Origin of the sequence: Sideroxyarcus emersonii (genome assembly GCF_021654335.1) — a bacterium.
Classification (GTDB): Bacteria; Pseudomonadota; Gammaproteobacteria; order Burkholderiales; family Gallionellaceae; genus Sideroxyarcus; species Sideroxyarcus emersonii.
Genome location: NZ_AP023423.1, coordinates 497,180 through 522,827 on the forward strand (window position 1 = coordinate 497,180; position 25,648 = coordinate 522,827).

The window sequence follows — 25,648 nt, forward strand, 5'->3', positions numbered from 1 at the left end:
TCGGGGGCTATCTGCCACCGGGGGCGAAGCGCTGGTTGCCGAATTGCGTCGCGGCTGGCCGTTTGATCACGATGAAACCCTGGCCGGCTGCCTCATGGCAGCCGTTGCATGCATTCGTCAGGCGATGAAAGGACGCCCTGAATTTCGAGGCATCCTTCGCCGCAATGGCGTGGCGGAGTTCGTCCAGCGGCAGGGAGGTGTATTTGTCCAGCATCGCCGCAACCGGTGCGTCCTGCTTGAAGACCGGATGGTACTTGACCGCGTCGGCCAGCCCTTCTTCGATCTCGTCGAGTTCATAGCTCGCCAGCGGCCAGTTGCCAGCTTGTCCGGCGAACCATAGCTTGGCATGGCGCATCTGCGTCGCGGCCATGATCTCGCCCATGCCCGGCACGTAGCTGGCGTCGGCTCGTGCAGGCTGTTCGGTGGCAGCTGCCGCAGGCTCCGCGGCATGCGCGACACCGGATAGTGCGATGGTTGCAAGGAACACAGCGATGAGGAGGTGGCTCATGTCGAACTCCGCAATTCAGGTGGCGGGACGGGATGTCGTGTCGCGCTAATGCGAACCGAGTTCGCGCATGATACGCGATGCATTATCCAGCCCGACATGGGTGAAGTATTCCATCAGCGGACTGAGGTAGGGGAGTGTGAGCAGCAGCGTCACGAAGCCGACGGTGATGGTGATGGGGAAGCCGACCGCGAAGATGTTGAGCTGGGGCGCGCTGCGGGTCAGGATGGCCAGTGCCAGATTGGTGATGAGGAGCACGCCGATCATCGGCAGGGAGAATTGCAGCGCGTGGCTGAACAGCGAGCCGCCCCACTCGGCCATGGTACGGAAGGCGTGCGCGGCGGGTACGCTCGCGCCGATCGGGAAATCCTGGAAGCTGTCGGCCAGGGCGGACAGCATGTAAAGATGGCCATCGGCAGCCAGGAACACCAGCGTGGCGATGATGCCGAGAAACTGCGCGACAACCGGGGTGAAGGTGGCATTCTGCGGATCGTAGAAGCTGGCGAAGCCCAGGCCCATCTGCAGTCCGGCGATATCGCCTGCCATTTCCACGGCGGAGAAGATGAGTTGCATGGACAGCCCGATGACGAGTCCGGCGACCATCTGCTGCAGCAGGACCAGCAGGCCTTGTGCCGAAGCTGGATCGAGGCCGGCCGGGATGTCGAGGGTGGGGGCGATGACCAAGGTGATCGCCAGGGCAAGCCCGACCTTGATGCGCGCCGGGACTTCCTTGATGCCGTAGATCGGCGCACTGGCGATCAGCGCGAGGATGCGGGCCAGCGGGAAGATCAAGGCGGCAAGCCAGGCGGAGAGCTGCGCGCTGGTAAAACTGATCACGGCATCACCCGACCATGTACGGGATGCTGTTGAACAGCCGCGTGATGTAGTCGAGCAGGAGGCCGATCATCCATGGACCGGAGATGATCAGCATGGCGAATGAGGCGAGCAGCTTGGGGATGAACGACAACGTCATCTCGTTGATCTGCGTTGCCGCCTGGAAGATGCTGACCAGCAGGCCGACGATCAGGGCGGTGAGCAGCAACGGTGCCGACACCATGATCGTCAGTTCCATCGCCTGCTGTCCCAGGGTCATTACCGATTCGGGGGTCATGGGATCGTCCTCACGTATAGAAGCTCTGCACCAGCGAGCCGATCAGCAGGTTCCAGCCATCCGCCAGCACGAACAGCATGATCTTGAACGGCAGCGAAAAGACGGCGGGCGATACCATCATCATACCCATCGACATCAGCACGCTGGCCACCACCATGTCGATGATGAGGAAGGGGATGAACACCACAAAGCCGATCTGGAAGGCAGTTTTCAGTTCGCTGATGACATAGGCCGGTACCAGGATCTGCATCGGGACGGTTTCCGGACTCTCCAGCGGTTCGCTGTGGGAGATGCGCACGAACAGGGCGAGGTCGGCTTCGCGCGTCTGCCGCAACATGAAGGCCTTGAGCGGCACGCTGCCTTTCTCATAGGCCTGCTGCAGCGAAATCTTGTTCTCGCTGTAGGGCAGGTAGGCCTCGGTATAGATCTTGTCGAACACCGGTGCCATGACGAAGAAGGTGAGGAACAGCGCCAGCCCGATCAGTACCTGGTTCGGCGGCGACGATGGGGTACCGATGGCGGAACGCAGCAGGCCCAGCACGATGATGATGCGGGTGAAGCCGGTCATCATCAGCAGGATGGCGGGCAGGAAAGCCAGCGACGAGACCAGGATCAGCGTCTGCAGGCTGAACGTATAGGTCTGTCCGCCGCCGGGTGCTGGCGTGCTGTTGAACGCCAGCAGGCCGGATTCGGCCGCGAATGCCGAGGTGCTCACCGCAAACATGAATGCAGCGAGCAAAAACCTTCTAACGGACATTGCGCTTCTCCATCATCTGCTTCAGCCAGACCTGGAACTTGCTGTCGTCGGCTGTCGCTGTGTTGGTTGCGGAGGGCAGGGTGCCTTTGGCCATCGTGTGCAATGCATTCACCTGTCCGGGGGCGACGCCGACGACCAGCCAGGTGTCGTTCACTTCCACCAGCACAATGCGTTCGCGCTGTCCGACGGCGACGCCGCTGACGACCTTGAGCGCATTGCCCGCGCCTTGCTGCGGCAGGTTGATGCGCTTGAGCAGCCAGCCGACCAGCACGACCGCCGCCAGCACCAGCAGCAGGCTCAGGATGACCTGCAGCACGCTGCCGGGCGAAACGGCCGCTGCGGGGGGTGGCACATAGGCCGGATGGACGGCATCGACGGCCAAGGCGAGCGGGGAGAAGGTTGCTGCGACCAGGGCAGCAAGGAAACGAATGTGCATGATGGATACCTTGCTACTTGTTGAGGCGCTGCAATCGCTCCGACGGCGTGATGATGTCGGTGAGGCGGATGCCCAGCTTGTCGTTCACCACCACCACTTCGCCCTGCGCGATCAGGAAACCGTTGATCAGCACATCCAGCGGTTCTCCGGCCATGCCGGCCAGCTCGACCACCGAGCCTTGCGCCAGTTGCAGCAGGTTCTTGATCGGCATCTTGGTGTGTCCGAGTTCCACGGTGAGCTTGACCGGGATGTCGAGGATCATGTCCAGGTCGTTGTGCGCGGTCGCTCCGCCGGCGCCGCCGAACTGTTCGAACACATGCGGCTGGACTGCGGGTTGTGCGGCGGCGTCGGCGCTGTTCTGCTCCGCCATGGCGGCACCCCAATCGTCCGCACTGATCTGTTCTGTGGTTTCTTCAGCCATTTTTTCCTCCATTCAGTGATTCGACCTGTTCCGCCGCCAGCATCTTCTCGACTTTCAGCGCGTATTGCCCGTTCGACACGCCATATTTGCATTCCATCACCGGCACGGTATCGACCAGCACCTGGACAGTGTCGGCGACTTCCAGCGGGATGACATCGCCGGCGCGCATCTTCAGTACGTGCTCCACATTGGTCATGGCGTGGCCGAGCACGGCAGTGAGCTCGACCTCGGCCAGCTGGATCTGCTTGGACAGCATGTGCAGCCAGCGCTTGTCGGCGATGACGTGATCGCCCTGCATGGTGCTGTACAGCAGTTCGCGGATCGGCTCGATCATCGCGTAAGGCATGCAGATATGGATGGAACCGCCGACGCCGGTGAATTCCACCTCGAAGGTCGTCACCACCACCACTTCGTTCGGCGTGGCGATATTGGCGAATTGCGGGTTCACTTCCGAGCGGACGAATTCGAAGTCCAGCTTCTGCACGGTCTCCCAGGATTTTCCGTAACTCTGGAACACCACATCGAGCAATTTCTGGATGATGCGGTGTTCGGTCTGGGTGAACTCGCGGCCTTCGACACGCGTATGGAAGCGTCCGTCGCCGCCGAACAGGCTGTCCACCACCATGAAGACCAGGTTCGGATCGAAGATGAACAGGGCGTTGCCGCGCAGCGGTCTGACCTGCACCAGGTTGAGGTTGGCGGGGACCGGCAGGTTGCGGATGAATTCGGAGAACTTCATCACCCGCACCGGACCGATCGATATCTCGGAACTGCGATGGATGAAGTTGTACAGCGAGATGCGGAACAATCGTGCGAAGCGCTCGTTGATGATCTCCATGGTGGGCATGCGCCCACGCACGATGCGCTCCTGCGTCGCCATGTTGTAAGGACGCACACCTCCCTCGGGCGTATCCGACTGGGTTTCTTCGGCTTCGCCCGTGACGCCTCGCAACAGCGAGTCGACTTCGTCCTGGGAGAGGAATTCCTTGCTCATGGCATCAACTCATCTTCACTGGATGATGAACGAAGTGAACAGCACATCCACTACGCCCGTGGTTTTGGGGGCGACCACCGGAGCGGGGGCCACCTGCGAAGCGGCAACCGGCGCGGAGGCCGCGCCCGAAGCGGCGCTGTCGTGCGCGGCTTCATGCGCCGGCATGCTGGCGGCCGGTGCGGCCACGCCGAGTACCGTATCGGTTTCGGCGATGATTTCGGCGATCAGTTTCTTCTTGCCCTCCACTGTCTGCAATTCGGAAGGCTTCTTGCTGGAGAGCAGGAACAGCAATTTGCTGCGGATCTCCGGCATCATGGCCTTGATCTTTTCTTCCAGTTCCGGCTGCAGTACTTTCAGCGTGATGCCGGCCTGCAGGTACTGGTCGCCTTCTTCGCGCTGCAGGTTGACGGTGAAGTTTTCTCCCAGCGGGACGAACTTTGCGGCATGCGGAGTCTCTTCCTTCGCAGCTTCGGCATGCCCCTCTGCCGGAGCGTGTCCCCTGGTGAAGAACCAGGCCGCGCCGCCAGCGATGGCTGCCAGCAGCACGACGATGCCGATGATCAGCATCTTCTTGCTTTTTGGCGGCGCCGCGACCGGGGTTTCTTCTTTGGCGGCCGGAGCAGCGGATTTGGCGGTAGGTTTGGACATCTCGCAATTCCTTTTAGTTGGTTGGCATTATCGTGTTGATCTATCGCCGACCATCCGGGGAATAAGGCTGGAAACCGACCCTAATTCGGCTGTCAGGCGAATGTGTCCACTATACCGTTATGACGCGAGATTTGGGATACCCGGGCGGCACTATTGGCAGCCAGCGATGCCGGACGGATGTCGTTGTCGTTCGAAGCGGATGCGCGCTGCATGCCGGATTGCGATTGGCTCTGGTCGCGCGCGGCCTGATCGCTGACGGTGGCATTGCCCAGCATGATGCCGTTGTCGGCCAGCATGTCGCGCAGCCTGGGCAGCGCCTGTTCGATCACGTCGCGCACCGCGGCATGGGGCGAGGTGAACAATGCGGTGGCCTGGTCGCCGCTGACCTTGATCACCACATCGACCGGTCCCAGCTGGGGAGGGTTGAGATGCAGTTCGGCGGTCTGGTCTTTGCCGGAAGAGGCTATCCAGGTGACCTTCTGGCTGAATTCGTCGCCCCACTTGCCTTGTCCGACGGGGGTGTTGACCGTGGCCTGCATCGGCTGAACGAGGGGGGCGGCGATGCTGGCTGCCGCGTTTTGCAAAGCGGCGGTCGCCGCCGCATTCGATTGTGCGCCTGCTTGTGCGGCAATCGCATCATGCGTGGCGATATTCGCCACCATCTTTTCGCTGGGCTGGTTGACCGACTCCGTCAGCGCTGCGGCAAAAGAAGATGCCTTGGCCTGGGGGGCGGCGCCGGCGGTTTGCGGCGCGGCATTTTTCTGGGGAGCGGCAACGATATCGGTTTTGACTGCCGTGGCGGCGCGTTTATCCTGCGACGAGCCGGCCGCGATGGCGGCTGCCGGGTCGGATGGCGTACCCGCAGACTTGGTGGTCGTATTGCTTGTGTTTGCTGCGGTCTGCATGGCTTGCGGCAACAGCGCGGCCAGCATGTCGGTCGGCAGCGTGGAGGCCGTCTCCGTGGCAGGGGCGGCTGCCTTCTTGTTGTCCGTGGCATCTTTCTTGTTGTCGGCAGTCCCCTTCTTGATGCTGGTGGAATCCGTGCCGAGTTGCGCCAGTGCATCGACCGGAAGCTTGTCGTCGGCCTTGGCATCTTTCGTCGCCGGCGTGCCGATCTGGCGCGCCAGCACATCGCCGAACGGCTGGCTATTCTGTGCATCGCCGTTGTTATCGGACGCATTCGCGGCCTGCTTGGAAGCGGCGGCGGGTTGTTGTGCACTGAGGGTGATGGGCAGGTTGGTCATGGCATGTACTCCTGTGATTAATCGTTGCTGTCTTTTTCAGCCGCGCGGTAGGCGGCGAAACGTCCGGTATGTTCGTCCTGCGAGCGTTGCTCGCTTTTGGCTTCCTGTTTCTTCTCCGCTTCGGCATGGCGTTGTGCCAGCGTGTCGAAGGATTTCATCCGGCGTGTCGTGTCCATCAGCTCGCTGCGCCCGTTCTGTACGCCGGCCTGGGCCTTCTCGATCACCGATTTCTGCTGCTGGATGGCCTGATCCAGGCGGCCGATGAAATCCTGGAAGTTCTTCATGTCGTCCGGTGCCATGCCGGTCTTGGCGGCTTCCTGGAATTTCAGCTGGTAATCCCTGCGATATTGCTGCAGCGCATCCAGCTTTTCCTGGGCAGACTGGTGCTGCTGGTTGAGCTGCCCGAGTTTCCTGGTGGCGGCATCATTCTTCTGTTGCGCCAGATGGACCAGGGGTTGCAGTGAGAACGGCTTGATCATGTTCGTCCATTAACTTTCGTTCGGGAACAAGCTGGAGAACTTGCCCATGCTGGCAGTATAAACCTCCGACTCGTACATGCCCTGTTTGAGGAAATGTTCGAAGAAGGGGTACAGCTTGATGGCCTGGTCCAGCAGCGGATCGCTGGCCTGCACGTAAGCGCCGACGCTGATCAGGTCGTGGTTGCGCTGGTAGTGCGCATACAGGTGCTTGAAGCGCTGCACTTGCGAAAAATGCTGCGGGCTGACCAGATGGTTCATGGCGCGGCTGATCGAGGCCTCGATGTCGATGGCCGGGTAGTGGCCCTGTTCGGCCAGGCGGCGCGACAGCACGATGTGCCCGTCGAGGATGGCGCGCGCGCTGTCGGCGATCGGATCCTGCTGGTCGTCGCCTTCGGTCAGTACGGTGTAGAACGCGGTGATCGAGCCACCTCCCTCGGCACCGTTGCCTGCGCGTTCCACCAGTTGCGGCAGCTTGGCGAATACGGAAGGCGGATAGCCTTTGGTCGCGGGCGGCTCGCCGATGGCCAGCGCGATCTCGCGTTGTGCCATGGCGTAGCGGGTGAGCGAATCCATGATCAGCAGCACGTTCTTGCCCTGGTCGCGGAAATATTCGGCGATGGTGGTGGCGTAGGCCGCGCCCTGCAGCCGCATCAGCGGGCTGGTGTCGGCAGGTGCAGCGACCACCACGGAGCGCTTCAGGCCTTCCTTGCCCAGGATGTCGGTGATGAACTCCTTCACTTCGCGGCCGCGTTCGCCGATCAGGCCGACCACGATCACGTCGGCGCTGGTGTAGCGTGCCATCATGCCGAGCAGCACGCTCTTGCCGACGCCGGAGCCGGCGAACAGGCCCATGCGCTGGCCGCGCCCGACGGTGAGCAGGCTGTTGATGGCGCGCACGCCGACGTCCAGTGCCTCCTTGATCGCAGCGCGTTCCAGCGGGTTGATCGGGCGGCTTTGCAGCGGCGCGCTCTTGCTTTCCAGCAGCGGGCCGTACTGGTCGAGCGGGCGGCCGGCGCCGTCCAGCACGCGCCCGAGCAGGCATTCCCCGACCGGCAGGTGGCGCGCCAGGTCGGAGGTGCGGCGCCGCGGCTGCTGGCGGGTACCGATCGCGGCAGGCGTGCGCAGTGGCTCCGCCGGCGTGACGCGAGCGCCGGGAACCAGGCCCTGCACATCGTTTTCCGGCATCAGGAACAGCCTGTCGCCGGCGAAGCCGACCACTTCCGCCTCGATGCGGTTGTTGGGCAACTCGATCCAGCAGGTTCCGCCCACCGCCATGCGCAGGCCGACGGCTTCCATCACCAGTCCGGTGACTTTGGTCAGGCGGCCGCTCACCTGCAGCGGGTTGGCCTGCGCGACCAGGTCGCGGTTCAGGCGCAGCACGTTCTGCCAGTTCTGTTGATGAAGGTTCATTGGAAAACCTTTATTGCCAAAGAGATGCCCGAGACGGCAGAGCCGGCCGCTGCATTCGCTGCAGTCCCTGCGTGCTCTGCGGCCAGGTTCTTGTTCATTCCTGTACCAGCCATTCCGTATTTTTCCCCAGCGCGGCGACGACATGCTTCCAGCGCGTCTCCAGCGAAGCGTCGATCTGGCTGTTGGCGGTCTCGACGCGGGCTCCGCCGCGCTCGATACGGGCATCCTCGAAGATCTTCCAGCCGGAATGCGTCAATTGTTCGCCCATGCGCTCGCGCACCAGGACGGCATCGTCCGGATGCAGCACCAGGTGCGCGCCCTGGCTGAAATGTGGCAGCGTGCCGATGGCTTCGCGGATCACGCCCAGCAGCAGTTCGGGGTTGACCTTGAGCGCCTGGTGCAGCATCTGGCGGGCGATGTCCAGGGACAGGTCGAGCAGTTCGCGTGCGACCTGTTCGTCGACATTGCGCTCCAGCGCTCCCAGCAGTTCGGCCAGACGCTGGTTCTCCTGCAGGGCTTTCTGCAGCCCTTCTGCACGGCCTTCCGCATGACCTGCCTGGAATCCTTCTGCGTGCGCCTGCCGTTGCATGTCTTCGATTTGCGAGGCGGTCGGCAGTTGCACCTCGCCCGGCCGGATGACGCGGTTGGCCTCGAACGTGGGCAGTTCCCAGCGTTGCCAGGCAGTAAGTTTTTCCGGTGCCACGGCATCAGACATAGGCTTCCTCCCCCTTGCCGCCGATCACCACCTGGCCTTCGTCGGCCAGCCGGCGCACGATCTTGAGGATCTCCTTCTGTTCGGATTCCACTTCGCTGAGCTTGACCGGGCCCTTGGCTTCCAGGTCTTCGCGCAGCATTTCGGCCGCACGTTGCGACATGTTCTTGAAGATCTTCTCGCGCAGCTCCTCGCTGGCGCCCTTGAGCGCGACGATGAGCGACTCGGACTGCACTTCGCGCAATACCAGCTGGATGCCGCGATCGTCCACATTCAGCAGGTCTTCGAACACGAACATCTCGTCCATCATCTTCTGTGCCAGTTCGCTGTCATGGCTGCGCACCGAATCCAGTACGGCATCCTGGTTGCCCATGAAGTTGAGGATCTCGGCGGCGGTCTTGACGCCGCCCTTGATGCTTTTCTTGCCGACGGCGTTGCCCGAGAGCAGTTTGATCAGGACGTCGTTCAGTTCATGCAGCGCGGTCGGCTGCACGCTGTCCAGCGTGGCGATGCGCAGCATGACGTCGTTGCGGGTCCGCTCGGTCATCAGCGCCATCACGCTGGCAGCCTGGTCCGGCTCCAGGTGCACCATGATGGTGGCGATGATCTGCGGGTGTTCGTTGGCGATCAGGTCGGCGACGGAAGCCGGGTCCATCCATTTCAGGCTCTCGATGCCGCTGGTATCGCTGTTGTGCAGGATGCGGTCGAGCAGGCCGGCGGCCTTGTCGTCGCCCAGCGCCTTGGTCAGCATGTTGCGTATGTATTCGTCCGAGTCCATGCCGATGGTGGTTTTCTCGGCGGCGATGACGTGGAACTCGTCGAACACGTTGGCGATCTCATCGCGCGACAGGTTCTTCAGCGCCACCATGGCGGCACTGATCTTCTGCACTTCCTTGGGCTCCAGGTATTTCATCACGTCGGCGGCCTCGTCGGCGCCGAGCGTCATGAGCAGGATGGCGCTCTTGTTGATGCCGGCATCACTCATCTTTGTTCACCCATTCCTTGACCACCGTAGCGACGATCTTGGGATCGTCCTTTGCCAGTTGTTTGGCAAGCTGCAGGTTGTCTTCGTACGAACTGGCCGACTGCTGGGCGGCATATGCGCCGGTGGCGCTGCCGGCATGCTGGACCGGGCTGTGTTGAGCCATCGCCTGCATCGCTTGTTCCTGGACGGCGGTCTGCTCGGTGATGGTCTTGAAGGCCGGCTTGATGATGCCGAACAGCAGGAAACCGATGCCGCCGGCGATCAGCAGGTATTTGAAGAGGTCTTTCGCCATCGCGATGGTGTCGGGCTGTTTCCAGATCGGCGTTTCCGGCACCACTTCCTGCTGCTCGTTGAAGGCGCTGTTGAGCAGGTTCAGGCTGTCGCCGCGCTGTTCGTCGAAGCCGACGGTGTCCTTGATCAAGGCGGTGATCTGCGCTTTCTCGGCATCGGTGTAGGGGCGGGACGTGACTTTGCCATCCTTGTCGGTGGTGCTGGGGTTGTTCACCACCACGGCGATGGACAGGCGCTTGATGCTGCCCACCGGCAGCTTGGTGTGCTGGATGGTGCGGTCCACTTCATAATTGGTGGTCAGTTCCTTGTGCGAACTGCTGGCCAGGCTGGCTGCAGCGGATACCGCGCTGGCCGGCGCCGCGATAGGAGCGGTGGCCGGGACGGGCGGCTGGTTGGTCAGCGCTCCCGGGATACCGCCGGTGCCGCTGGTGCCGTTCTGCGTTTCCAGCGTTTGCAGGCTGCGCACAGCGGCCTGGTTGGGCGGCTGGTTGGGACGGAAGGTCTCCGCAGTCTGCTCGGTCTGGGCGAAATCGAGGCTGGCGGTGACCTGGGCGCGCACATTCTGGGTGCCGGTGATGGGGATCAGGATATCCTCGATGCGCTTGACGTAATCCTGCTCGATCTGGCGCACGTATTTGAGCTGCGTCGCATCCATCAATTGTTCGGCGCTGCTGTCGCGCGCCAGGCTCAGCAGCGTGCCGTTCTGGTCGACCACGGTGACGGCCTGGGCTGGCATGTTGGGGACGCTGCTGGAGATCAGGTGCACGATTGCGCTGACTTGTCCGGCGTCCAGCGAGCTGCCGGCACGCAGCGAAAGCACCACCGAGGCGCTGGGTTTCTGCTGTTCCTTGACGAACACGGTCTGCTTCGGGATGGCCAGGTGGACACGCGCGCTGGCGACCGAGGCCATGGTCTCGACCGAACGTGCCAGCTCGCCTTCCAGCGCGCGCTGGTAGTTCACCTGTTCCAGGAACTGGCTGGTGCCGAACTTCTGGTTCTCCATCAGTTCGAAACCGACCGTGCCGCCTTTGGGCAGGCCTTTGGCCGCCATCTGCAGGCGCACTTCATGCACCCGATCGGCCGGGACCATCAAGGTGCCGCCCTCGGTGAACTTGTAGGGGATGTTCTGTTGTTGCAGCGATTCGATGACGGCGCCGCCGTCGCGTTCGGACATGTTTGCGTAAAGCACCCGGTAATCCGGGGTCTGTCCCCACATGAACAGCCCCGCCAGCAGCGCCACGGTGGCGGCGACGGCCACGATCAGGCCGAGCTTTTGCTGATTGGGCATGCCGAAGAGCAGCCTTGTCAATGAAGCGTTCGTATTGATGTCCGTGTCTGCCATGCTTTTCTTCCAGATGAACCCAGGGGCAATCCCTCACGCTGCGCATTATCTGCCCGCAAGACAAGTTCAGTATGCCGAAAAGCGGGGGAAATCGGGCGCTTTTCCCCTGCTGGCCGGGCCGGGCGGGCGGGTACAGTGCCTCCATCGAAGAAGGAGGTGGATCATGAGCATGGATGTTTCCAATGTGGATAGCCTGTTGAGCCAGATGAGGTCAGCCATGGCCGCAGCCCAGGGCCAGCCGCTCCAGGCCCCTGCTGCGACGGGTGGCGCGAACTTCGCCGATATGTTGAAGTCTTCCCTGGACAGTGTCAATCAGGCCCAGCACCAGGCAGAAGACATGCAGAAAGCCTTTGTGCTGGGCGACGACAAGGTGAGCCTGAGCGATACCATGATCGCCATGCAGAAGGCGAATATCTCGTTCCAGACGACAGTGCAGGTTCGCAATAAAGTGGTTGCGGCCTACAATGACATCATGAACATGCCGGTGTGATTGGCTGCGTGCGCTGATGTTAGGATGACAGGATATGGGTATTTGAAGCGCAGCAGGTACAATTACCTTTGGAATTTCACCGGGGATCGGGATGCAGGCGATAGGACAGGCATTGCGACAGGCTATTGCGCACCATCAGGCAGGCGAACTGCAAGAAGCCGAGAAATGCTATCGGGCCATTTTGCAGAGCGATTCGCACCATCCCAAGGCCAACCACAATCTGGGCGCGCTGTACGTACAGCTGCAGCAGCCGGTTGCGGCATTGCCGTTCTTTGGCGCCGCGCTGGAGGCCGATCCGGCCCATGGCCAATACTGGTTGAGCTATATCGATGCCTTGCACCAGGCCGGTCAACCGGAAACGGCGCGGCAGGTGCTGGCGCTTGCGAAGCAGAGCGGGCTGCAGGGCGAAGATGTCGATAGGCTGGCTGCGCTTCTGGAAACTGATACGCCGCTCGACGAGAGCTGTCAGGCGGGTCCCTCCGAACTGCAAAGACAAGCTCGGCCTGCGGCAATGCCTGTCGAAAAACCCGCTGTAAAGCCTGCAGGGAAAACCGAAGGTAACCCCGCTCAGGAAGAAATCGACGCATTGATGGCGCTTTTTACCCAAGGGCGAAGCGCCGAGGCGGCGACCTTGGCGCAGGCAATGGTGCAGCAATTCCCGCTGTACGGATTCGGCTGGAAGGTGTTGGGGGCGGCTTTCAAGCAACAGGGAAAGAGCGCCGAGGCGCTGGCGCCCATGCAAAAGGCGGCCGAGTTGCTGCCGCATGATGCCGAGGCATACAGCAATCTGGGGGGCAATCTTCAGGATCTCGGACGGACGGATGAGGCCGTGGCCAATTTAAACCGTGCACTGCAGATCAACCCGAAGAATGCCGATGCCCATCTGAATCTGGGCGTTACGCTGCAGACTCTGGGGAGGCTGGAAGAGGCGGAGAAGAGCTACCGTCGGGCGCTGGAGATCAAACCGGATTTTGCCGCGGCCCACGGTAATCTGGGCGTTGTCTTGCAGTCCATGGGGCGCCTGCCGGAAGCATTGGCACACATTCAGGAGCGAGCCAGATTAATGCCCGGGAATGCCGTGGACCAGCACTTGATCGCGTCCTTGACCGGGGAAAATACCGAGCGCGCGCCCATCAGATATGTCGAGGACGTTTTCGACAGCTACGCCGACAGTTTTGATACCCATTTGCAGCAGGCACTTCATTATGATGCCCCCGGAAAGCTGGCGCAGCTGATTTCGCGCCATTTACCGCCAGAGGCAAAATGCGACATTCTCGATCTGGGGTGCGGAACAGGCCTGGTCGGGGCTGCATTCGCACCGTTTGCAAGAAGCCTGGTGGGGGTCGACCTGTCTTCGCGAATGCTGGAGCGGGCACGGGCGAGAGATTTGTACCAGCGGCTGGTACTGTCGGACCTGCTGCCGATGATGCAAGCTGAACCCGCATCCAGTTTCGATGTGATTGCGACGGCCGATGTTTTCATCTATCTGGGCAAGCTTGATGACGTGATCGCGGAAGTCAAAAGATTGCTTCGTCCGGGAGGATTGTTTGCGTTTTCTGTCGAGGATTGCGAAGTCCAGCCGGGCAGTGATATTCAGGGCGATGGCCCGGACTACCAGCTGAAGAACACCGGCCGTTATGGCCAGTCAGTCAAATACCTGGAACGGCTGGCATCTGCCAATGGGTTGCTGGTAAAAGAAATGAGGGCGACCGAGATTCGCACTGAACATGGCAAGCCGATCAAGGGGCATATCGGCCTTTGGATGAAGCCAAAGGCCGAGGTTATATCGCCGACGCCGGATCAGTTGTTGCAGCAAGCTGTTGCTTTTCATCAAGAAGGAAAATTGGAGGAGGCTGGGCGCCTTTATCGCGAGATACTGAAGATTGTTCCGGACCATCCGGAGGCGAATCATAATCTTGGCGTACTGGCCGTCCAGTCGAACCTGCCTGCCGATGGGTTGTTGCATTTTGTGGCTGCGCTGGAGGCCGACCCGGCACGGCGGCAATACTGGTTGAGCTACATTGATGCATTGTTTTCTGCTGGACTGGTTGAAGCTGCCAAACAGGTGCTGGAACTGGCCAAGGAGCACGGTCTGGCTGGAGAAGAAGTGAAGATGCTGGCCGCGCGCTTGGAGGCTGATGCGCAGACTGCTGAACATGCATCTGAAGTACCACTGCCTGCAACCAAACAAACCCAGGGCAATTCATCTGCGGTTCCCAAGACTCCCCAGCGCGAGCTCAAGGCTGAGCTTGTTCGATCAACTGGTAAGTCCAGTTCGCAACAGCCAGCAGATCCAGGTTCGCAAGAGATCAATGCGCTGATGGCTTCGTTTGCGGCTGGTCGATTTACAGAAACCGAAATTCTCGCCAGGACGATGGTGGAGCGTTTCCCGTACTATGGGTTTGGCTGGAAGGCTTTGGGGACAGTGCTGCAACAGATGGGACGGAATGCCGAGGCAGTGGATCCTTTGCAAGTGGCGGCAACATTGTCGCTGAACGATCCAGAAGCGCACAGCAATCTGGGTATAGCGCTTCAGGATATGGGCAGGCTGAATGAGGCGGAGGCAAGCTTCAGAAAGGCGCTGCAGATCGATGCGGAGTATGCAGATGCGTACTGCAACCTGGGTTCGGCGCTTCAGGAAATGGGGCGCCTTGATGAAGCGCTGACCTGTTTTCGCCGGGCTTTGCAGATCAATCCGAACCTTTCCGAGGCGCATTACAATCTGGGCAACACATTCAGGGCGATGGGGCGTTTGGCCGAAGCTGCCGAAAGCTACCGTGACGCTTTGCGGATCAGGAAGTCTTTCGCCCAGGCCATGTGCAATCTGGGGGCTGTGCTTAACGATCTGGGGTGCCCGGATGAGGCTGAAAAGACGCTGCGCCAGGCGCTGGAGATCAAACCGGGGCAGGCAGAAGTGCACAGCAATCTGGGCAACGTGCTCAAGGAATTGGGGCGCTTGAACGAGGCCGAGGCCAGTTATCGTCAGGCCTTGGCATTGGCGCCACGACTTGCCGAGATACACAACAACCTGGGCAACCTGCTTCAGGATATGGGACGGCTGGATGAGGCTGAAACCAGCTATCGCCAGGCGGTAGAACTCAAGCCTGATTACGACAAAGCGCACAGCAACCTGTTGTTCCTGCTGAACTACAATCCCAAGGTTGCTCCTTCATTTGCCTTTGAGGAAGCCTGCCGGTTTGGCCGGAAGGTCGCAGGCAGGGTGACATCACCCTTTGAGGAATGGTCATGTGCATCGGCCTCCACCCGACTTCGCATCGGATTTGTATCGGGAGACTTCAGGAACCATCCTGTGGGATATTTTCTCGAGAGCCTGCTGAAAAATCTTGATCCGGCATCGTTTGAGTTGGTAGCTTACCCGTCCGACCCGTGGGTCGATGATTTGACGGAGCGAATCAAGCCGTACTTTGATGTATGGAAGCCGCTATATGGAATGAATGATGAAACGGCCGCACGCCTAATACATGGCGATGGCATCCATATATTGATCGACCTGTCCGGTCATTCGCGTTACAACCGGCTGCCGGTTTTCGCGTGGAAACCTGCACCGGTACAAGTGTCCTGGTTGGGCTACTTTGCCACTACCGGGGTCGCCGAGATCGAATATCTCATCGCCGACCCACATACATTGCCGGAAACGGAAGAGAGGTATTTCACCGAAAAGATATGGCGACTACCTGAAACGCGATTGTGTTTTACGCCACCAGATATCGAGATGGATGTCTCGCCGCTTCCTGCACTCGGCAATGGCTATGTCACTTTCGGTTGCTTCAATAATCTCGCCAAAATGAACGATGATGTCGTTGCGCTGTGGTCGAGGGTGCTGGCGACCGTGCCGGACAGCCGATTGTTTCTCAAATCAAAGCAACTGGGCGAGGACTCGGTTCGGCAAAAGACTGCGGAGCGATTTGCCGCACATGGCATCGATCAGGGGCGATTGATACTGGAAGGCGCCGAATCGCGTGCGAAGTACTTTGCCGCCTATCATCGGGTGGATATAGCGCTGGATCCCTTTCCTTATCCTGGAGGCACGACGACGGTTGAGAGTCTGTGGATGGGGGTTCCGGTGCTGACATTGGCGGGGCAGAGTTTCCTGTTTCGTCAGGGGGCAGGGTTCCTCTCCAATGCCGGATTGCCGGAATGGATTGCCGGAACGCAGGATGGCTACGTGGAAAAGGCAGAGGAGCATGCGAAAGACCCGCAGGGATTGGCTGCGTTGCGCAGCAGGTTGCGTCAGCAGATGGAGTCGTCGCCGATTATGGATGGCCAACGTTTTGCAACTCACTTCGCCGCGGCGCTCCAAGCCATGTGGCGCGAGCGGAGTTCAGGTAAACGTCCTTAATGCGGGACGCGTTTTTTGCTGGCGGCTCTTTGCGTTAGTTCGATGAAGTGATCGATTTGTTTCCAGGCATTCTTCAAGACAGTCGATTCATAGATGTTCCGATAGTTGTGCACTGTCGATTTGGCGAGTGCGAGCGCTTCCGCCGAATCGCTCATCGCGATCCCGTAATCCGAGGGATAAGAAAAACCGGGCATGTTGCTGCGCCAATAGTCGGTCACAATGACTGCAACCGGGCAGCCGCAGAGCAGGGCTTCCTCAATGAGCGCAGTCGGTTCGTATACATACAACAGTTTCGATTTGCGCAGGATTGAGGCAATTTCCGCATGGCTTAGTTTTTGATCCTTGCCGAGGCTGATTGCGTTTTCCACGTGCGGGGTGAGTTTCCCGCCTTTGAAGATGTATTTGTGAGCGTAGAAGCAGACCGACTCGCGCTTATCGTCGTCGGGATTGTTTTCGTTGTTGAACAGGAAGAGATCGCTGGTCGGGATGTGCAGCGTTTCCCCCTGCATGCCATTGGCGAGATAAAGCGGATCGAAAGTAAACATTAATTCGCTTTTGTCAAAAGACGTGTCCCCCCCGATCAGCCCGGGTTTGTTCAATAGCCAGCGTGCAACCACTTGGGCGTTGAAGGGATTGCCGGAAACGATTTCCGGATAGACCATGATGGGTACGCGCCCTGTTTCATGATGCTGGAGCATGATTTTTTCGTTTAATACGTTGGTTCTCAGGTGCGGGATCGTCCCCTCGCAAGTCACATAAGCTTCCTGCCCGCTTTCATTCAATGCATGGCACAGGTAATGCAAAGCGCGAATGCCCGCCGATTGCTGAATGTAATCCATGGCGAAGATGTAATAGGGATTGCGTTTGGATTGAAACAGATCGCGTTTGGAAAACTGGGTCAGTTGCAGCACGTTTCGAATGCGGCGCAGATTTCGCTGGTAGTAGAGCCAGGCGCTCGATACGTTGCTTTCATCCAGAAAGGCTTGCACGGTCTCAATGCCGTGGAATACGCCATCCCAGGTGAAGTCGGCCGCTGCATCATCGGTAATGGCAAACAATGTTTGCCGAGAAAAGTCGTTGGTTGAGTGCGCGTCTTCGGCACATAGCTCATGAAAAATTTCCGGGTCGGCAATGCGGTAGTCCAGTTTTTTTTCGCGGAGTAAATAGGTAAACGCGCTGGCCAGCAGCCCCATGACATCGTGATACGTGGGCGGGTTGCGTTCGGGGAAACCAAGTTGCGCGAGGGTTGCCGCGAAGCAGTTTGAAAATTTCGGGCGTACCGATTTGGGGAAAACGGCAAACCACATCGACAAAACATCATCCGATTTTTCACTCTCTGCCTTTTGCAATGCGGACTGCAGGCGCGGTGCGAGTGTGGCGTGCTGGATGAAAGCGGGTGCAACGATCTTTTGTTCAAGATGAGATTGTTCGAGCAGCGCCGACAGATCGCCCGACACCAGCGTGTGCGGAGGGCAGTAAACCAGCAGGTCTTCGGCGAACTCGTGATCCAGAAAATTCATGGGCCAGTAGTAGCGATAGTCTGCGCTGTCCTGTGCCGATACCTGCAGCAGGTCTGCTGGGTAGTGCGCCGCGAGTTCATTGCAAACGTTCAGGCACTCGGCAGAAGGCTGCTCCGGCAGCATGATGGTGAAGCGCGTCTTTTCGTAATGCGCCCCCGAGTTGAGCTTCCACGCCTCCATAAAAAAGCGTAGCGATATGTAGCACGCCGGGTGATTGGCGGCGAAGGTGACGACACGGATATTGATGTCTGGCATGGTGCTCTCTCGGGGGTGGCTGTTATTTGCACTCCGCAAATTGCTATTTGGTATGCGTGCCAACCATGCAGCGGTCACTGCGTACAAGCAACTGCTCCATATGGCAATGCTGGATTGAGGACGCCGAGAAATACGGCCAGCGCGAAGGCTGGCGTGTGAGTTCCTGAAAGCCCTTCAATTTCGGGAAGGTGTCGATGGGGTAGTACAAATAGCCCGTGCCGTTGGCGATCAGGTTCTCGTGATAAAAGTAGCCATCGGTCGTCCGCTCAACCTGTTTCAGATATTCGCAAATGGTGGGGTAACTCATTTCAGACAGGCTGATGGTGTTGATGAACAAATCGACCGAACGATCCGGCAACTGCGGCAGGACATACTGCGGCATGAGGATGATGTCATATTCGCCGATCAGCGACTGCATGTCTTCCTTGCCGGTGTACAGATGAATTTTCAGTTCGGGGTAAGCGAGAGACAGATAGTACGATGAGATCAGCAGGTTTTCCGGCAGGTCGAAATTCAGGTAGCAGCAGCCGGGAATGAACTTCAGCGCATAGTAGGCGAAGCCGCCGTAGCCGCCGCCGATCTCGGCAATCACGGGACGTTTGATGTTGGTCAGCAGCTTCTGGGCAAAGCGGCCGCGGTAATGATTGAGGAAAGTGTTGGGGTGAACGATCACGCCTTCTATCCAATGCCCGAAGGGATTGCCGATAGGCGGCGAGGCCAACTCGCGCACCGGTGCATCGCCGATACTGTAGGCCCACACGTTGAAATTCTGGCGGATGCCGCTGATCATATCGGGATGCGCGGCATAGTCGTTGTAGGCGGCGCGCCCGCCCAGAATGCCGGTACTCATGTTGTTGCGGCAGAAATTCTTCAGCAACTCGCCCAGCGTGCCGAGGTCGCCGCTCTGGCGCATGGCAAAATATTCGGGACGCGTGTTACGCAGAAAATCCCGCCAGTTGCTGCCTACCTGATAGGGTTCCGCAGCGGACGAGCCATCGCGTTCGGCGGCCAGCAAGGCATCCCACAAGCGCTCAACCAGTGCAGCATGTTTGTCATCGGCCATGGGCGTGGGAACATCGTCCAGCGCTTTTGCGCCGACTTCAAAGTGAATGGTTTCGGTATGCAATTTTGATGTGGCGGCATCCACCGTATGGTGGCGGTGAATCAGAAAGCGGCAGCCCTCGGTCCAGTGCCGCCCCCCCGTGCGGGTGGCAAAAATCTTTTCATCCGGTATGCCCAGATCCAGCAATTGCTGGCGCATTTCGTCGTGGTACAGCATGGTGGCGGTGATGACACGGTCGTACTTGAGCTCGGTCGCCGCTTTGGGAGGGAGAATGCTTTTGCCGTCGCGCTGCGTATTCCACTTGGCCGGGTCATTGTCCAGAAACGCGACGATGTTAAAACCGTACAGCACGCATTCGTGCTCGATTCCGATAGACGATCCGCCAGTTCCAAATACGAGAATGTTCATGTTTTTTCTCTCAATTGATTTCGGTGATGATGTGTTGTGTCCGGTTTGATGTCGGTTTGTTTATGCGGCATGCAGATCGGGATTCCCCGGTTCAAAGCGTTTCGACAGGGCGTTGATCCAGCGCGTCGCGGTCAGGCAGTGAAAGGTGTGAATCTCGCCCGGCTCGATGAGCACGATGTCACCGGCCGCAATGTGGTCGCGCAGTTGCGTTCCATCCGGCCGAACGATATCGACATCGATCTTGCCATCAAGGATGAAGAACACTTCCACCGTATGCTTGTGGTAATGATTGCCGCGCGTCTGTCCTGCCCTGGTTTCCAGATAGTTGAACTCTTCCCACGTACCCTCGTTCATGAGGCCGACCAACCGTCCCCGGTTGTCTTCGCGCGTCTGGTAGGGGGTGATCTTTTTCATCGCGTGAGTCCGAGGAAGCTCAGGTATTCCTGATGACGGCCGACAGAGACATCCAGCGATTCGCAGGTCAGGGTATTTTCCAGAGAGATGTCGGCAAAGATGAACGGGGCGTTTTCCGTGATTCTGCTGCCTTGCTGTATCAATGAAGATTCAAGGTTGGCCGCGCGCGCAAACAGCTTGGCGAAGAAATAACGAGAGATTCGTTGTCCGCAGGCATGATAGATGCGCCTGCCTAGTACCGGATTTTCCACGAGATGCTGCAATACGATCAGGAAGTCGCCAAAGTAAGTAGGGGAGTAGAACGCATCCTCGAAACAATTGACGGCCTCGCCGCGTGTCAGCGATTCACGCAGGAAACGCAGGAACGTAGCCTTCTCGTCGTACAGGGCGCTCAGGCGCAACACGCAGAACTGCGGATTCAGCGTGAGACCGGCCAGTTCGGCACAGGCCTTGGTGCGCCCATAGACCGTCACCGGGCCGAGCGCATCGTCTTCGCGATAGCTCCCGCGATCGCCGGAAAAAACATAGTCGCTCGAAATGTAAATCGTGCGGGTATCGGGAAAGCTCTGCGCGAGGTTGATCGTGGTCTGCACATTGGCCAGATAGGCTCCGGCAGGATTGGCTTCGCAACGCGCAAGGTTTTTGTCGCCCGCCGCATGGATGATCACATCGGGTGAAATTTGTTTGCTCAGTTGCCGCACCTGTTCCGCATCCGCCAGATTGCACTGGAAGTTTCTTGCATCCGGGATGGCATGGGCGCTGGCACCGGTGATGTCCCAGCGGTGTCCCAGTCCGGCATTGATGAGTTTGCCGACATAACCGGTTGATCCCGTGAGTAAGATTTTCATCCGTAAACTACGCTCCAAACTGGGTGGTTCAAATCATACAGGGGAAGAATGCAAGTTGAAGCCTCAAGATGAGCGATGCTCGAATAGATGCTTGCGCCCGAAGCGCCAGCGGTGAGGATGACCACGTCCGGGTGCAGCTCGGTCAGCTGTGCGGCAGTGACCACCGGCGTGCCGTTGAAGCTTGAAACCTTCAGCGAGCGGTCGACGATGGCCTGCAATTCAAGACCGGGCGTGTTCTCAGCCAACTCCAACGCCACCTCGCCCATGCCGGAAATGCCGTAGATCACGACACGCCAATGCTGGGCGGCGAAGCGCGGCAAAAGTACCTGCAGACGCCGCACATATTCTGCATTGCGCATGCCTATGCGGTGCGGATTGCCCTTCGGAACTTGCAGCAATATCTCGGTCACGATCCGGCCCGTCGGTACAGCATTGAGTTGGTGGATAGCCTCAAGGGTGCCCGTGCTAAAGGTGTCCAGCAGGTCGTGCACACGCCGGCGCGGAGCCAGATAATTCACGAGCAGCCGCGCAAATTCCTCGCGGCGGAAACCGGTGAAACAACCTCCTTGTTCTTCCAGCAGAGGAAAATTGAAATCGAGAACGTTGATATCACCCGCGAGAACGCAGCTGCCGCTCTCAATGAGCTTGGGTTGCAGCGGATTGGAGGCCAGTCCTGCAAAGTCGATATAAGTGCCGACAGCCAGTATCTCGTTGGGGGTGTTGCGAAAGAACGGTTCGAGCACCGAATAGTCGGTTGTCGCTTGAAGGAATGAGCCAGCGACGATGTGTACCCAGTCGGCATTGTCCAGCGGCGATTCATCCCGATCAAGCTGCCTGCGCAACTCCGCCAAGGCTGCCTTGTCCTTCAGTTCCAGTGTTTTTACCCGGATGTGCTGTGAAGGGACAGGGGCTTGGGCTGGATAAACGGAGTCCACATGCCGGAACAGCGATTGCACGCGGTGGTCTAGCGTGTGTTCGCGCAAGGCTCTTGCGTATCCGGCAGCGGCGATCTGTTCGCGGCGCGTGTCGTCACTCACATACTGTTCGACTTTTTTCAGCAGGTCGTCGTCAGTGCTGTAAAACACGATCTCCTCGTCCGAAACGAATAGCCGCGCGAGCTCGGGATTTTCGTTCGTGATCTGGAATGCGCCGCAACCCGGCACTTCGAAATGGCGCAGCTTGGTTTGCACGGCAAGTGGATTGCCGTCCGAAGACCAGGCGGGATTGAACACCACGCGGGTTTCGTTGTAGATGCGCACCATTTCTTCCTGCGATGGTACACCTCCCGCATAGTGCTTCAGCTGCGGGTGCTGATCCCAGCCGAAGCCAAATACGCGGAATGTCCAGCCACGACTGGCGCAGGCTTCGGCCAGGCGCACCAGTACCTGTTCGCGTTGCGCTCCGTCCTCCACATGCACTTTCCCCAGTGCATCGTTGACCTTGTGCTTGCCGATGAATACCACGTCGTAGCGCTTCCGCGAATCGGGAATGGCGTAACAGCTTCTGTGGTTGTATCCCCAAGGCAGATACATGGCGCGATTTCCCCATCCGCTCTGCTGGCGGCGTGCGACGCCTGCAGTGGAGTGGGAGGCAACCACATCGAAATGATGGTCGTAGCCTGCGTTGCGGGTATACCAGTGTTCCGGTTCATCGTCAGGATGAAAGGCAACGGTGCGTATACCGGCCAAACGCACCTTCTCGAAAAACACATCCGGGAAATCTCCGAAAATCCAGTCGTGATAGAAAAACAGGTAATCGAATTTTTCGCGACGCAGCAGATCGTAGATGTAGGCGCAGTGGTATCCCTCCGGCTGTCCCGCATGTTTCTCTTTGCCTGCCAGCAAGGGGCCAGCATTGATGCAAACTGCATCGTCGCCAAGTACGTGGCGGATGGCATCAAACCAGTTGTCGCGGATGTACGGTACCCAGAGAGCGCCCAGTGCCAATATCTTCATGCTGTATAAGAAAACAAATTGCCGCGTTGCGTGATCCCGGCAATGATGCACCCGCCCAATTCTCCGGCCAAACGTTCCACGTCGTCGTAACCATCGCGCGACTCGAATGTATAGGGAATGAAAGCTCCCTTGAAGCCCTGACTGTTTTTCAGCTGGCGCGCCCAGTCGCTTTGCTGCGCGTAGTTGAAGTGACTGTTGCCGCTAAAGGCATGTATCTTGTCCTTGGGCAGAAGCGCGGAGAAATCATCCTTGAAGCGCAGCGGTGTGACCAGATGCACGTCCAGCCCGAAATCCTGCAGCGCACCCAGAATCCAGCGCGTCAGATGTACGCGCGAGGTTTGCATGACCACTACCGGCGTACCCTTTTTCAGAGAAGCTGCCGCCGTGCGCAGCTTGTTGATCGCATCGCCTGAATTGAAGCTGCGCTCGACCTGCGCCTGGTCAAAACGGCGGTAGGCTTCCTTTACATAATTCTCGAGCTGCGCTGCGGTGAAGTTTTCAGTGCGCGAAACAGCCACGGTGGAGCCGTTATAGTCGTCCCAGTTTTTCGAAACGATCCAGCCTTTTTCATCGTACATGCGATACATCTCGGTGCCCGGGAAGGGGGTGGCGATCGAGAACTGTACTGTGTCGGCCGGCAGGGAGCAGGCAAGCTTGATCGTTTCCTCTATAGTGTCCGCGGTGTCGCTTGGCAAACCGAAGGTGAAAGTCAAATGTACGCGGATACCCAATTCCTTGGTCAGGCGAATCATGGCGACATTCTTTTCGACATTCATGCGCTTGTCGATTTCGTCGATGATGTCCTGGTCGCCTGATTCAACGCCATATTTGATGCTGAACAACCCGGCGTCGCGCAGTGCTTCCAGCGTGGGCCTGTCCATCAGGTCGGCACGTCCCATGGTCGACCAAGGAATGACTCCGCCAATGCCGGCTTCTTTCAGCTTGCCCGCCAGCTCGATCACATACTCTTTGCTGATGTTGAAAGTGTCATCATCGATGTAAATGCTCTTGTACGGCACCTTCGCAAGGTTGGCTTTGATTTCGTCCACCACATCCTGCGCAGAGCGCTTGCGGTAGCGCGGGCCGCGAAACAGCATTTGCGGCCAGGCGCAAAAGATACAGCCGTAGGGGCAGCCGCGCGTTGCCATCAATTGCAGTTGTGGGCGTTCCAGTCCGCACACGCCATCGAAGTAATTGAGGTTTGGCAATCCCTCGCGGTCCGCCCAAGGGAAGGATGAAAGATCCGGCAGCTTGGCAAAAGGGTTTTTGCGGATCTTGATCACATTCTGCTTGGACGCCGGTGGTTCGTCCTTGTTCTTTTTTACCATGCCGTCGGCGCGGTAGATCAATGCGGAAATCTCGCTGAGATCGCCTCCGTCGCGCAACGCGCACAGCAGCTGAAGCGTCGGCACTTCATATTCGCCGTAAATCAGAAAATCGATTTCAGCATGCTGCTCCAGAAAATCCTCCTGCTCGAATTCGACATGCAGTCCGGTGAACAGTATTTTGACCTCCGGAACCAGCGCACGGATGCGCGCGGCGATTTCCAGATCAATGCGCACCGTAGGTGTGGAGCTTTCGAGTACCACAAAATCAGGGCTGAATTGTTTTACATATGCGTAAAAACTTTCATAGGTTTCCCCCATGGAAAGCGAATCGCGAATGACGGTATCGAAGCCTTCGCGTTTGGCAAAAGCCGCCGCGGTTGCCAGCCAGACCGGAAACGGAAGGTACCCCCCAACCAGTTCCGCTATCAGTCCGTCGCGGATGGTGTGAGAATGCACTTCAAAGGTATGAGGCCAGCGGGAACCCGCGCGCACGCCGCGCCAGCCGGGTTGCGTCGGTGTCGGGGCCTTGTACCAGGGAGGATTTGTGAACAATACTTTCATAAAAAACTTCTCCAACATTATGTGAGGCAAGCAGGTCAGCGTTTCAGACTGGCAGCTGTCAGTCTAATGGCTGTATTCAAATCGGTCCAAACATCAAGCTGTAATTCATTCCGTGCTTTTGAAATATCCGGTACATAAATCTTCCTATGCTCATTGCCAATGCTATCGGCTGTCCGGCCGAGTACTTTAACGTTTTTTTCGGGGGCCACAACGGATTGCACCAGACGAGCCAAATCCATTATGAAAACAGGGCGATCTGATCCGACGTTATACACAGTGCCATTGCGTCCCCGAAGCTGCAGCGTCAGCAGCCAAACCACCAGATCCGCCATGTACAGATATGATCGAACCGATGTTCCGTCGCTGCTGACCGTGATGCATTCATCGTATTGAGCTTGTCTGATGAAGTTTCCGATGGCGTAGTGAATATCCAGCGGCATAAACGGGCCGACGAACGAGAAGCAGCGGGCAACCACAAACTCCCAGCCGAATTTCTGCGCGTAGTACGCAGTCAGAAACTCGGCCGCACGTTTGGCTTCGGCCAAGGCTGAGTTCACATTGGTTGTGCTCGGTGCGCCAGAATAGTCCTCCGGAATAGTGCTCATTCCCGCTGCGGGAACACCGTACACATTGCCCGAACTGAGAAACAGAAGGCGCTTGATGCCACTTTGTGCGGCAAAATCGAGTGTATGCCGGGTTCCGTTCACCACAGTATCGAATTTGCGCAGAGGGTCTTCTCCCTGAAAAGTCTCATGGGCAGAGGTGGCCGCTCCGTGTATGAGGTAGGTGTAGCGCCGTGCGGGAAAGACGAAATTGCGGACATCGCCAATATGGAAATCGATGGCAGGCGACTGCGTGAGATGCGGCGCTTCTTTCCTGAACGCGCGCGGGTTCCGTGTGAGCACGGTTATCTTCAGATTCAACTCAAACTGTTCATTCGCCCGCAGCAAACTTTCGAGCAGCCAGCGCCCGAACAAACCGGTGCCACCAGTCATGAAGATGGATTCGTTGCGAAATGCTTCCCACTGTCCTTCCATGCGCGAAAGGATATTGTCTAAATCATGCCGGAGGATGTTGCTCGGGGCGGTAGAAATCATGTTTGCTTGATGGG

At 58.6% G+C, this 25,648-nt stretch carries 23 protein-coding genes; 2 read left to right on the forward strand and 21 right to left on the reverse strand.

The genetic code is table 11. The annotated features are described in order from the left end of the window. Positions 1-7 precede the first annotated feature (7 nt). The 14 genes from L6418_RS02375 to fliF all read right to left on the reverse strand — a co-directional run bounded on the left by L6418_RS02375 (position 8) and on the right by fliF (position 11,335). Positions 8-508 carry a hypothetical protein gene (locus L6418_RS02375; RefSeq protein ID WP_237247880.1) on the reverse strand — a complete coding sequence of 167 codons (501 nt, stop codon included), beginning with the start codon at positions 506-508 and terminating at the stop codon, positions 8-10. A 45-nt stretch (positions 509-553) separates the two neighbouring features. Beyond that, the gene (gene fliR / locus L6418_RS02380) at positions 554-1,342 is read right to left on the reverse strand and encodes a flagellar biosynthetic protein FliR (protein ID WP_237247881.1); all 789 of its coding nucleotides are present in this window, start codon (positions 1,340-1,342) and stop codon (positions 554-556) included. Between the two features lie 4 nt (positions 1,343-1,346). After that, positions 1,347-1,616: a flagellar biosynthesis protein FliQ gene (gene fliQ / locus L6418_RS02385; RefSeq protein ID WP_237247882.1), complete on the reverse strand. Its 270-nt coding sequence runs from the start codon at positions 1,614-1,616 to the stop codon at positions 1,347-1,349. Between the two features lie 10 nt (positions 1,617-1,626). Next, positions 1,627-2,373 carry a flagellar type III secretion system pore protein FliP gene (gene fliP, locus L6418_RS02390; protein ID WP_237247883.1) on the reverse strand — a complete coding sequence of 249 codons (747 nt, stop codon included), beginning with the start codon at positions 2,371-2,373 and terminating at the stop codon, positions 1,627-1,629. After that, positions 2,363-2,809 carry a flagellar biosynthetic protein FliO gene (fliO, locus tag L6418_RS02395; protein WP_237247884.1) on the reverse strand — a complete coding sequence of 149 codons (447 nt, stop codon included), beginning with the start codon at positions 2,807-2,809 and terminating at the stop codon, positions 2,363-2,365. The genes fliP and fliO overlap by 11 nt, the downstream gene beginning before the upstream one ends. Positions 2,810-2,822: 13 nt before the next feature. Further along, positions 2,823-3,230, reverse strand: a complete 408-nt coding sequence (gene fliN / locus L6418_RS02400; RefSeq protein WP_237247885.1) for a flagellar motor switch protein FliN — start codon at positions 3,228-3,230, stop codon at positions 2,823-2,825. Further along, positions 3,223-4,224 carry a flagellar motor switch protein FliM gene (fliM, locus tag L6418_RS02405; RefSeq protein ID WP_237247886.1) on the reverse strand — a complete coding sequence of 334 codons (1,002 nt, stop codon included), beginning with the start codon at positions 4,222-4,224 and terminating at the stop codon, positions 3,223-3,225. The genes fliN and fliM overlap by 8 nt, the downstream gene beginning before the upstream one ends. A gap of 15 nt (positions 4,225-4,239) precedes the next feature. Next, the gene (locus L6418_RS02410; protein ID WP_237247887.1) at positions 4,240-4,872 is read right to left on the reverse strand and encodes a flagellar basal body-associated FliL family protein; all 633 of its coding nucleotides are present in this window, start codon (positions 4,870-4,872) and stop codon (positions 4,240-4,242) included. A gap of 92 nt (positions 4,873-4,964) precedes the next feature. After that, on the reverse strand, positions 4,965-6,116 hold the full coding sequence (locus L6418_RS02415) for a flagellar hook-length control protein FliK (protein ID WP_237247888.1): 1,152 nt from the start codon (positions 6,114-6,116) through the stop codon (positions 4,965-4,967). Positions 6,117-6,133: 17 nt separating this feature from the next. Then, on the reverse strand, positions 6,134-6,595 hold the full coding sequence (gene fliJ, locus L6418_RS02420; protein ID WP_237247889.1) for a flagellar export protein FliJ: 462 nt from the start codon (positions 6,593-6,595) through the stop codon (positions 6,134-6,136). A gap of 9 nt (positions 6,596-6,604) precedes the next feature. Then, complete coding sequence (gene fliI, locus L6418_RS02425) at positions 6,605-8,005, reverse strand: flagellar protein export ATPase FliI (protein WP_237247890.1); 1,401 nt, start codon at positions 8,003-8,005, stop codon at positions 6,605-6,607. Between the two features lie 94 nt (positions 8,006-8,099). Next, positions 8,100-8,720: a flagellar assembly protein FliH gene (locus L6418_RS02430; protein WP_237247891.1), complete on the reverse strand. Its 621-nt coding sequence runs from the start codon at positions 8,718-8,720 to the stop codon at positions 8,100-8,102. Next, positions 8,713-9,702, reverse strand: a complete 990-nt coding sequence (gene fliG / locus L6418_RS02435; RefSeq protein WP_237247892.1) for a flagellar motor switch protein FliG — start codon at positions 9,700-9,702, stop codon at positions 8,713-8,715. The genes L6418_RS02430 and fliG overlap by 8 nt, the downstream gene beginning before the upstream one ends. Further along, positions 9,695-11,335 (reverse strand): flagellar basal-body MS-ring/collar protein FliF, encoded by a 1,641-nt coding sequence (fliF, locus tag L6418_RS02440; RefSeq protein WP_237247893.1) that lies wholly within the window; start codon positions 11,333-11,335, stop codon positions 9,695-9,697. Before fliF ends, fliG begins: the two co-directional genes overlap by 8 nt. Before the next feature lie 163 nt (positions 11,336-11,498). Between fliF and fliE the strand changes: the two genes are divergently transcribed. Both fliE and L6418_RS02450 read left to right on the forward strand, forming a co-directional pair. Beyond that, positions 11,499-11,825 carry a flagellar hook-basal body complex protein FliE gene (fliE, locus tag L6418_RS02445; RefSeq protein WP_237247894.1) on the forward strand — a complete coding sequence of 109 codons (327 nt, stop codon included), beginning with the start codon at positions 11,499-11,501 and terminating at the stop codon, positions 11,823-11,825. Between the two features lie 91 nt (positions 11,826-11,916). Continuing rightward, positions 11,917-16,185: a tetratricopeptide repeat protein gene (locus tag L6418_RS02450; protein WP_237247895.1), complete on the forward strand. Its 4,269-nt coding sequence runs from the start codon at positions 11,917-11,919 to the stop codon at positions 16,183-16,185. On the opposite strand, the gene L6418_RS02455 is transcribed toward L6418_RS02450, so the two are convergent. Genes L6418_RS02455 through L6418_RS02485 form a run of 7 tightly spaced genes read right to left on the reverse strand, consistent with a single transcriptional unit; the run spans position 16,182 to position 25,634 of the window. Further along, entirely contained in the window at positions 16,182-17,960 is a 1,779-nt protein-coding gene (locus tag L6418_RS02455; RefSeq protein ID WP_237247896.1) for a hypothetical protein, read from the reverse strand. The two genes, L6418_RS02450 and L6418_RS02455, sit on opposite strands and share 4 nt — an antisense overlap. Positions 17,961-18,003: 43 nt before the next feature. Next, positions 18,004-19,431: a putative sugar O-methyltransferase gene (locus L6418_RS02460; RefSeq protein ID WP_237247897.1), complete on the reverse strand. Its 1,428-nt coding sequence runs from the start codon at positions 19,429-19,431 to the stop codon at positions 18,004-18,006. Between the two features lie 60 nt (positions 19,432-19,491). Further along, positions 19,492-19,845 carry a cupin domain-containing protein gene (locus L6418_RS02465; protein ID WP_237247898.1) on the reverse strand — a complete coding sequence of 118 codons (354 nt, stop codon included), beginning with the start codon at positions 19,843-19,845 and terminating at the stop codon, positions 19,492-19,494. Next, on the reverse strand, positions 19,842-20,693 hold the full coding sequence (locus L6418_RS02470; RefSeq protein ID WP_237247899.1) for an SDR family oxidoreductase: 852 nt from the start codon (positions 20,691-20,693) through the stop codon (positions 19,842-19,844). The genes L6418_RS02465 and L6418_RS02470 overlap by 4 nt, the downstream gene beginning before the upstream one ends. Continuing rightward, a complete protein-coding gene (locus L6418_RS02475) occupies positions 20,690-22,648 on the reverse strand; it encodes a glycosyltransferase (RefSeq protein WP_237247900.1) in 1,959 nt (652 codons plus the stop codon). Before L6418_RS02475 ends, L6418_RS02470 begins: the two co-directional genes overlap by 4 nt. After that, positions 22,645-24,537: a B12-binding domain-containing radical SAM protein gene (locus L6418_RS02480; RefSeq protein ID WP_237247901.1), complete on the reverse strand. Its 1,893-nt coding sequence runs from the start codon at positions 24,535-24,537 to the stop codon at positions 22,645-22,647. The genes L6418_RS02475 and L6418_RS02480 overlap by 4 nt, the downstream gene beginning before the upstream one ends. Before the next feature lie 35 nt (positions 24,538-24,572). After that, the gene (locus tag L6418_RS02485; protein ID WP_237247902.1) at positions 24,573-25,634 is read right to left on the reverse strand and encodes an NAD(P)-dependent oxidoreductase; all 1,062 of its coding nucleotides are present in this window, start codon (positions 25,632-25,634) and stop codon (positions 24,573-24,575) included. Positions 25,635-25,648 lie beyond the last annotated feature (14 nt).

Excerpts from the sequence above, each read along its gene's own strand:
- L6418_RS02375 (WP_237247880.1), bottom strand. The coding sequence starts at position 508 with ATGAGCCACCTCCTCATCGCTGTGTTCCTTGCAACCATCGCACTATCC.
- fliQ (WP_237247882.1), bottom strand. The coding sequence starts at position 1,616 with ATGACCCCCGAATCGGTAATGACCCTGGGACAGCAGGCGATGGAACTG.
- fliP (WP_237247883.1), bottom strand. The coding sequence starts at position 2,373 with ATGTCCGTTAGAAGGTTTTTGCTCGCTGCATTCATGTTTGCGGTGAGC.
- fliO (WP_237247884.1), bottom strand. The coding sequence starts at position 2,809 with ATGCACATTCGTTTCCTTGCTGCCCTGGTCGCAGCAACCTTCTCCCCG.
- fliN (WP_237247885.1), bottom strand. The coding sequence starts at position 3,230 with ATGGCTGAAGAAACCACAGAACAGATCAGTGCGGACGATTGGGGTGCC.
- fliM (WP_237247886.1), bottom strand. The coding sequence starts at position 4,224 with ATGAGCAAGGAATTCCTCTCCCAGGACGAAGTCGACTCGCTGTTGCGA.
- L6418_RS02410 (WP_237247887.1), bottom strand. The coding sequence starts at position 4,872 with ATGTCCAAACCTACCGCCAAATCCGCTGCTCCGGCCGCCAAAGAAGAA.
- L6418_RS02415 (WP_237247888.1), bottom strand. The coding sequence starts at position 6,116 with ATGACCAACCTGCCCATCACCCTCAGTGCACAACAACCCGCCGCCGCT.
- fliJ (WP_237247889.1), bottom strand. The coding sequence starts at position 6,595 with ATGATCAAGCCGTTCTCACTGCAACCCCTGGTCCATCTGGCGCAACAG.
- fliI (WP_237247890.1), bottom strand. The coding sequence starts at position 8,005 with ATGAACCTTCATCAACAGAACTGGCAGAACGTGCTGCGCCTGAACCGC.
- L6418_RS02430 (WP_237247891.1), bottom strand. The coding sequence starts at position 8,720 with ATGTCTGATGCCGTGGCACCGGAAAAACTTACTGCCTGGCAACGCTGG.
- fliG (WP_237247892.1), bottom strand. The coding sequence starts at position 9,702 with ATGAGTGATGCCGGCATCAACAAGAGCGCCATCCTGCTCATGACGCTC.
- fliF (WP_237247893.1), bottom strand. The coding sequence starts at position 11,335 with ATGGCAGACACGGACATCAATACGAACGCTTCATTGACAAGGCTGCTC.
- fliE (WP_237247894.1), top strand. The coding sequence starts at position 11,499 with ATGAGCATGGATGTTTCCAATGTGGATAGCCTGTTGAGCCAGATGAGG.
- L6418_RS02450 (WP_237247895.1), top strand. The coding sequence starts at position 11,917 with ATGCAGGCGATAGGACAGGCATTGCGACAGGCTATTGCGCACCATCAG.
- L6418_RS02455 (WP_237247896.1), bottom strand. The coding sequence starts at position 17,960 with ATGCCAGACATCAATATCCGTGTCGTCACCTTCGCCGCCAATCACCCG.
- L6418_RS02460 (WP_237247897.1), bottom strand. The coding sequence starts at position 19,431 with ATGAACATTCTCGTATTTGGAACTGGCGGATCGTCTATCGGAATCGAG.
- L6418_RS02465 (WP_237247898.1), bottom strand. The coding sequence starts at position 19,845 with ATGAAAAAGATCACCCCCTACCAGACGCGCGAAGACAACCGGGGACGG.
- L6418_RS02470 (WP_237247899.1), bottom strand. The coding sequence starts at position 20,693 with ATGAAAATCTTACTCACGGGATCAACCGGTTATGTCGGCAAACTCATC.
- L6418_RS02475 (WP_237247900.1), bottom strand. The coding sequence starts at position 22,648 with ATGAAGATATTGGCACTGGGCGCTCTCTGGGTACCGTACATCCGCGAC.
- L6418_RS02480 (WP_237247901.1), bottom strand. The coding sequence starts at position 24,537 with ATGAAAGTATTGTTCACAAATCCTCCCTGGTACAAGGCCCCGACACCG.
- L6418_RS02485 (WP_237247902.1), bottom strand. The coding sequence starts at position 25,634 with ATGATTTCTACCGCCCCGAGCAACATCCTCCGGCATGATTTAGACAAT.